The organism is Sphingomonas sp. 67-41 (assembly GCF_001899725.1).
Lineage (GTDB): Bacteria > Pseudomonadota > Alphaproteobacteria > Sphingomonadales > Sphingomonadaceae > Sphingomonas > Sphingomonas leidyi.
The window spans coordinates 111860-119059 of the sequence record NZ_MKWJ01000009.1; the positions used below are offsets into that span (position 1 = coordinate 111860).

The window sequence follows — 7200 nt, forward strand, 5'->3', positions numbered from 1 at the left end:
CTAGCAGATTTCTAGCCGCGCCGCTGAATCGGTATGGAAGAGTGCCCGAGTGGTTTAAGGGACTGGTCTTGAAAACCAGCGACGGGGCAACCCGTCCGTGGGTTCGAATCCCACCTCTTCCGCCAGTCGCTCCGTTTAGGCGAACGGGGCTGGCCTCTTAGGTTGCCGCTTCTTCGCGATAACCCTCACGAGCGCCTCTGTGGCCTCGTCGCGAATACCCATCACATCCAGTTCGCGCTTGACTCGATAAACGTAGTCGAGCCCCGTTCCATCTCGACCGTGGGCCTTCAGCACCATGTTAGCGATGTGGTCGAGATCATTGTCGGCGATCACGTTTTTTCCTCTATAGAAAAAACAGCCGCCCTCGACGATTTCGCCGGTTTCGAGTTCCAACGCAACGTTCTGACACTCGAAGCCCTTTCCTTCGCGTTGCCGCAGATAGGCAAATACCGCCTCGCCACTCGTTTCATCGAACTCGAACGCGATACCACTGCAAACACCCCCATTGAGGGGCACAACCTGCAATGTCGGCGCAGGATGCGATTTCGAACCCCAATTGACTGTCGATGCTTTGGTGAAAGAACGTTCATAGCCAAAGATGCAGGCGCGTTCGCGACGGAGGCAGTTATAGTCTGCCTCCCACCCATCGCTCATCAACGAGCCATATCCAAAGACCCATATCAATCGTGTTGCCTCACTCGAATTGTAGAATCGAACTCTCGTGCCAATCTCAGTTTTTCCGCTAAGGCAGCGATTACCCTACTCGATCGGGATATTGCTCCATTCCTGAAACGCTAACGGGAATTGATTGAGATCGCTTTTGATCGCTCTCCATTTGGGCATCAACAGGTCTAGAATGCCCAGAAAAGCTTCGTCATGCTTACGGAATTTGAAATGGGCAATTTCATGCAGAACAATGTAGGATATGCATTGTGGATGCTTTTGTGCGAGCTCCAAATTCAACCAAATTCGCTGGGCTTCTGGATTGGATGTCCCCCATTTAGTTCGCATTCTCTTTATACCGACACGCGGCGTCTCAAACCCCAGCCGGGCAGCCCACATCTGCGCGTCAACTAGCGCACGCTTCCGCAGTTCGCGGCGATACCAACGAAGTATGGCTTGTTCGCGATCGTCCCGATTTGCGCCCAGCGGCGTATGCAGCTCGATTTTGTTTGAACCTGCGATACGGATGCGAAAACTTCCGCTGTCCTGATTCAATTGCAGCCGATAACCACGCCCTAAAAAATAGTGTGTTTCGCCCGAAACATATTCACGCTTAGATTGACGATCTTGTACGAGGAATTTGCGGCGCTGTCGGTTGATCCACGCAACTCGCGTCGCCACAGCGACCCGGATAGCGTCTTCGGAAACATGCCACGGGGCGGCAACGCGGATGCGGCCGTCCGGAGGATAGACCGCGAGATGGAGATTCTTGATCGACTTACGCACAAGGTCGATGGACATTCCACCGATCGTTATGGTCCGGGCCTCAATATCCATGCTGGCCCTTTATCAGATCGAAAACATCCTCAACGAGTGCGTCGTCCACATTTTGACGAATGGCTCGTTTGATCTCCCGTTCCTTCATAAGATTGCCTCGCCAGTCGTCTTTCTTGACCGCCCGGATCGCGGCATCGACGGCAACTGCCAGCGGCGCGTCGTCTCCGAGGAAATCGAACAGCGCCACCCTCTCAGGGGTATCAATCTCAGGTGGGCGCGTCTTGCTTCCCTGCGGTGTTGCCACCTTGTTCGCCAGTTCCAAGATCTTGGCCAGGTATTTTTCGTAATTGATGGCTTGGGTCCGCCGCTCTTCGATCAGATCGTCGAGCAACTGCGACATCTGCTCATAGTAGCGCGGATTGACCGGCGTTTCGTCGATGATGAGCTTGCGGACGTTGTTCTCAATCGTCTCAGCCACCGCCTCTTGGCTAACCTTGATGCCTTCGGGCAAGGCGTCGATGGCCCCTTCGCCGCGTTCAACGATGAGTTGGATCAGCGTCATGTCATCGAAGGCAGAAATCTTCTCGCTTTCCTCGGCCCGGATATAGGCATCGATCAAATGCCGCATCGCGGGTTCATATAGCTTGAGATCAACGAAATCGCCGCTTGCAAGCTTCACCTCATTCCGGACCTTCTCGTAGAAGGCCACCTCATTGAGCGCCGCCTTGGCCGCTGCCGCGTCATACCCTGCCTGCTCCATCTCGTTCGCGACATTGGCATAGGCTCGGATCAACTTGGCGGTGCATTGATACAGTGCGAGCCGCTTGGGTTCGGTGGATTTCAAGCCATCCTTGTCCGCCGCATCGCCGCCACAGAAGAAACGGATAAAGGCAGGCGTATCGTGCGGCGCCTCCACCGGCTCACACAGCGCCCGGACTGTCTCCAGCGCGTCCTCCAACCGCACCCGCGCCTTGTCGAGGCGGTTGGTCAGCAGCCCCTCTACATCCTCCTTGGCATAGGCGTCGAAGGCTTCTGACGTGTAGTCGGTTATCGACCGCTCAAGGCTTTTGAACAAATCCTTGTAGTCGATGATGTAACCGTATTCCTTGTCATCGCCATCGAGACGGTTGACCCGGCAAATGGCTTGAAACAGGCCGTGGTCCTGCAAATGCTTGTCGAGATAGAGATAGGTGGCGGAAGGGGCGTCAAAACCCGTCAGCAGCTTCGCGACCACGATCAGCAGCCGCATCCGCCCCGGTTCTTCGATGAACTGCTTTTTCGCCGCCTTCTCAAATTCCTCGGTCGTCTTGTCGCCCAGCATGTCGGTGTAAATCTTGTGCTGCCGGAGTCGCTCGGTCAGCCCTTCGCCGCTGTCCTCAGCCTTGATATCCCCCGGCGTCGGTACATAGCTGGTGACGATGGCGCACTGCCCCTTGAGCGGGGTGTGCTGGAACAGTTCATAATAACGGCAAGCGTTATAGATGCTGTCCGACACAAGGATCGCATTGCCCCGGCCGCTCATCAGCCGGTCGCGGGTGCCGAAATCCATCACGATGTCCTGTACGATCTTTTCCAGCCGCGACTTGCTGGACATGACCTTGCGCATCGTGCCCCATTTTTCTTTCACCTGCGCCTTGGCAAGATCGGAAAGGCCAGCCGTCTTTGCATCGAACCATTTGTCGATCTTCTCGGGCGCGGTGATGTCCTGATCGATGTCGCGCGCTTCATAAAGCAAATCGAGCACCACCCCGTCACGCACCCCCTCATCATAGCGGTAGGTGTGGATGAAGGGACCGAACACCTCCATGCTCGTCTGCTTGTCCTTTTTGAGCAGCGGCGTGCCCGTGAAACCAAGGAACAGGGCATCGGGCAGTATGCCTTTCATCGCCGAATGGAGCTTGCCCGATTGAGTCCGGTGGCACTCATCGACGAATACATAGAGGTCGCCCTTGGGCGCAAAGTCAGACGGGATCGCCTTTTTCAAGTCCGCGATAAAATCATCGGTTGCGGCCTCGTCATCTTCCTTGCCGCCAAACTTGTGGACCAGCGAGCAAATCAGCGGCGGGATCGTGTCGTTGAGCTTGGCGATCAGATCCGCCCCACTCTTGGTGCGGTAAATCGGCTCGCCCACCCCGTGGAACACGCCTTCAATCTGTTCGTCCAGTTCGGTGCGGTCTGTGATGAGCAGCACGCGGCTGCCGGGGATATTCTCGCGTATCCACTTTGCCAGCCACACCATCGTCAGGCTCTTGCCCGATCCTTGCGTGTGCCAGATAATTCCGCCCTCGCGGGCCTTCACAAACTTCTGCGCCGCCTTGATCCCGAAATACTGGTTATGGCGGCAAGTCTTTTTCACACCCATGTCGAACAGGATGAAATCGTGCATCAGCTCGATGAGCCGGTCCTTATTACAAAGCAGAGCGAGCGCCTGGTCAAGCGGGCTTTGCGCCGGATCGGGAGCGACGCCTTCCTCCTGCCAACGCAGCCAGAACTTCTGCGGCGTGTGCGTCGTCGCGTAATACAAACCTTCGGTATCGTTGCCCGCCATCACCAATTGCATCGCGGCGAAGAAGGGGCGGATGAACAGCGGATTTTGCAGCGATATAGCCTGCCGGATGCCTTCGCCAATCGAGACGGTGGACCGCTTGAGTTCAATCAGCCCCACTGCCAGGCCATTGACATAAAGCACCAAATCGGGGCGGCGCTTGTGCTGCCCGGCGACCGTCACCTCCTCGGCAATTGCGAAATGGTTGCGGCTGGCGTTCTTCCAGTCGATCAGTTCGACTGTGCGCTTGTGTTCCCCCGCGCCAGTGGAGACATTCACGCCGTAGCGCAGCAGACCGTAAACCTCTCGATTTACATCGAACAGCGAAGCCGACTGGTTGCCCGCCACCTGTTCAAGCTGGAACAGCGCGCGGCGGATCAGTTCGTCGTCATAGCCCTGCACTTGCGCGAGAAAGCGAGTGAGCATGTCGCGCTCGATGGCGCGATTATTCTCCTGCTCGTGCCAGTCACCCAGATAATCATAGCCCAGCCGATCCCGGAACAGCGATACAATGCGCTTCTGCGCCGCGCGCTCCTTTTGGCCGACAGGGATGGGCTTGGGATCGGTCATACCAACCTGATCTTTCCAGTGAGGAGTTGTTGCATCATGCCGACTTTCACAAGAAGGAGTTTGTCCAACCTGTGTGCACAAGCCTTCAAATCCAAGTCCATATCAGTCAGTATCTCTGAAATTGCTTCCTGTTCAAGACGATCAGTTGGATATTTGACCTTCATTTGTGACAAGAATTTCCAGTCCGCGCGGGGCATGTGCGTTCCGTAAGCCGTTGAAGCTGCTTCGATGAATGCTTCAGCTTGAATAATTTGATGGATGTATGCCGGGATCAATCCCCTGTTTCGGGGGATCAAGGGCCAAATCTCGGTCGAGCAAACGCCGTCCTTTTCGGCGTACCAGTATTTCCGCAAGTAAGGGCGTAAGCGTCCAAACAGCACATCTGAGGGATGGAAGCGGTATTTCATACTGTTACGCGCTCGCGCATCCGCCCAACCGCATAATCGCCCGCTGCTGGACTCGATATGCTCCAACTCCACGCAAAAGCTCGCAACATCTGCGTCTTTGGTTTGAACCTTCTCGTTTCGGATCATGGCTAGTTGTCCGAACGCCTTAGCCTCCCACTCCTCCGAAAAGCCCGGCAGGCGGCGGGTGCCGGAGAGGAGGGCTTGCATCGTCGCGGTTTTGAAGGCGCGCTTTTTGGCGATCACCGCCTCTTGGGCCGCGATGGCCTCATCCACATCCGACAAGGCATCGGCAATGGCCTCCTGCTCTTCCGGTTGGGGAGTTGGCAGCAGCACCCTGCGCAACGCAGTCTTGCTGATATTCTTCATGCTACCGCTTGTGCCCGTTGCGGTATCCCGAAGTGCTTGGCCGGCTTGTCCGTGAGACAAATGCGCGGTCAGCCAACGCATATCAGTTCTTCGACTTGCGGCTGACGATGCCATCCACAACCGATCTGGCAGATATAGGTCGGGGCGATCCTCCGGAACGTAGCCGACTTCACCGACCAAATCCGGCGTGTTCATGCGACTTATGAGCATCGAGCGGCCCTTGACCGAGGTTTTCGCCCTCGCCAAATCAGCAGGGAGAATGGACTTTGCTTCGGCTGGGATGAATCTACCGCAGTTGATGCAAGACGTTTTGAGCACCATTTGACCGTGGCCTGAAGAGGCAACGTTATCAGCGACCGAACGGACGCTAACGCCAGCATCAAGCGGCCCGATTAGCGTTCCAAGGGGCTCTACATCCCAATCCTTGGGGATCACGCCCAACTCGGTCGCTTTATATCCAGCAGGCACAGTCACAGGGCAAAGCCCATCTTTTCAAGATGCGCCGCCACGCGCGCCTGCGCGTCTTCGGCCAGTTTCATCAGATCGGGCAGTTTGCGGTCATACCGTTCGGCCAATTCGCCACACCGCGTCGCCAGCCGTTGCGCCACTCGGTCCAGCTCGCCCTCAGCCTTCGCCGCCAGCGTCGCCAGCCACTTGTCATCGATCACCAGCGTTTTGGCCTCTGCCAGCGACAGCTTGGGATATTGCTTCACCGCCGCCTCATCGAGTGCGGCCTTCGCCGCCTTCACTGCGGCCTTGGCGTCCTTGATCGCGTCGGTCAGCTTCAACGCATCGTTGATGTGGAAGAATTCGAGGAAATCGGGCAGCAGCTCGACAAACTCCTCACGCCAGCCATCCGGCGCGACCTTCCGCTGCTTCTCAGCAAGCTCGTAGCGCTTGAACACGCCCTTATCGAATTCAGCCACCAGTTCGGCCCGCCGCTTCTTCGCGGCCTTCACATCCAGCGCGCCGCTTTCGTCCACAGCGTCGGACAGGTCTCCTTCTTCGCCGCCATGTTCCTCGATCAGCGCCTCAAGCTCGCCCTCCAGCCGCTCGACCTCGCCCTCCAGCCGCTCAACCTCCGCCGCCTCATCGGCAAAATAGCGCGCGACGATGAGCGCGGGCGGGATTAGTTCGGCCTTGAGGTAAAGCGCGCTCTTGCCACTGCCCAGCTTGATGTCCGGCTCTTCGGCGAATTTGCCCGTCTTGTCATCCTCATTCTCTTTGACCTTGACCAGCTTGCGGATCAGCTTGGCGGCATCCCAGCCGTCAATGGCAAGGATACCCGCATCGTCCTGCATCACCTCGTCCCAATAGGACATGAGGTGCTGATACACGTCATAGCCATCGATCAGCGGCACGGCGGCGAACCGCGCCAGCAAATCCTCTGACAGGGTATGGATCAGCGTGGATGGGCTGTCGCCGACGCCGAATGCTTCGAGCGCGGGCCGGTGGGCAGCCCGCCATCCTTCAAATGCGGTATAAACTGCCCGCCCATAGGCGGCAAAGTCCTCCCCGCCGCGAATGACCGCCTTCAATTCCATCGGCGTGACCAAGGGTGACACGGTGCCAGGGCGTGGCCCTTCTCCGAACAGGCGCGTGCGCGTTTCAGCCAGCACGTCCCAATAGGGTTGCAGCGCATCAATATCCGTCGCCGGAATGCCGCCGCGCAGGTGCGCCTCGATATCGTGCAAATCCTCGGCGCTGCTGCCGTCGATGTAGCGCGGGATATTGAGGTTGCAGCCCTCGGCCTCGATCCGTTTGAACGAGACCATCTCGGCATAGCCGGTGACGTGCTCCCCAAAACTCCTCCAGTCATAACTGGAGTCCGGGGTTATCATCGTGCCCTTGTGGGCAGGGTTGCACAACCCG

4 protein-coding genes, 1 tRNA gene and 1 pseudogene are annotated in these 7200 nt (G+C 57.3%); 1 reads left to right on the top strand and 5 read right to left on the bottom strand.

The window, feature by feature from the left end; genetic code table 11:
* Nucleotides 1–35 precede the first annotated feature (35 nt).
* Nucleotides 36–125, top strand: a tRNA-Ser gene (locus tag BGP17_RS05490).
* A gap of 10 nt (nt 126–135) precedes the next feature.
* Here BGP17_RS05490 and BGP17_RS05495 read toward each other — a convergent pair.
* The 5 genes and pseudogenes from BGP17_RS05495 to BGP17_RS05515 all read right to left on the bottom strand — a co-directional run.
* On the bottom strand, nt 136–684 hold the full coding sequence (locus tag BGP17_RS05495; protein WP_286711272.1) for a gamma-glutamylcyclotransferase: 549 nt from the start codon (nt 682–684) through the stop codon (nt 136–138).
* Between the two features lie 75 nt (nt 685–759).
* Nucleotides 760–1500, bottom strand: a complete 741-nt coding sequence (locus BGP17_RS05500; protein ID WP_286711273.1) for a M48 family metallopeptidase — start codon at nt 1498–1500, stop codon at nt 760–762.
* A complete protein-coding gene (locus BGP17_RS05505; protein ID WP_286711274.1) occupies nt 1490–4555 on the bottom strand; it encodes a type I restriction endonuclease subunit R in 3066 nt (1021 codons plus the stop codon). The genes BGP17_RS05500 and BGP17_RS05505 overlap by 11 nt, the downstream gene beginning before the upstream one ends.
* The gene (locus BGP17_RS05510; RefSeq protein ID WP_286711276.1) at nt 4552–5763 is read right to left on the bottom strand and encodes a restriction endonuclease subunit S; all 1212 of its coding nucleotides are present in this window, start codon (nt 5761–5763) and stop codon (nt 4552–4554) included. Before BGP17_RS05510 ends, BGP17_RS05505 begins: the two co-directional genes overlap by 4 nt.
* A gap of 35 nt (nt 5764–5798) precedes the next feature.
* A pseudogene (locus tag BGP17_RS05515) lies at nt 5799–7200 on the bottom strand (type I restriction endonuclease subunit M); the annotation flags it as partial.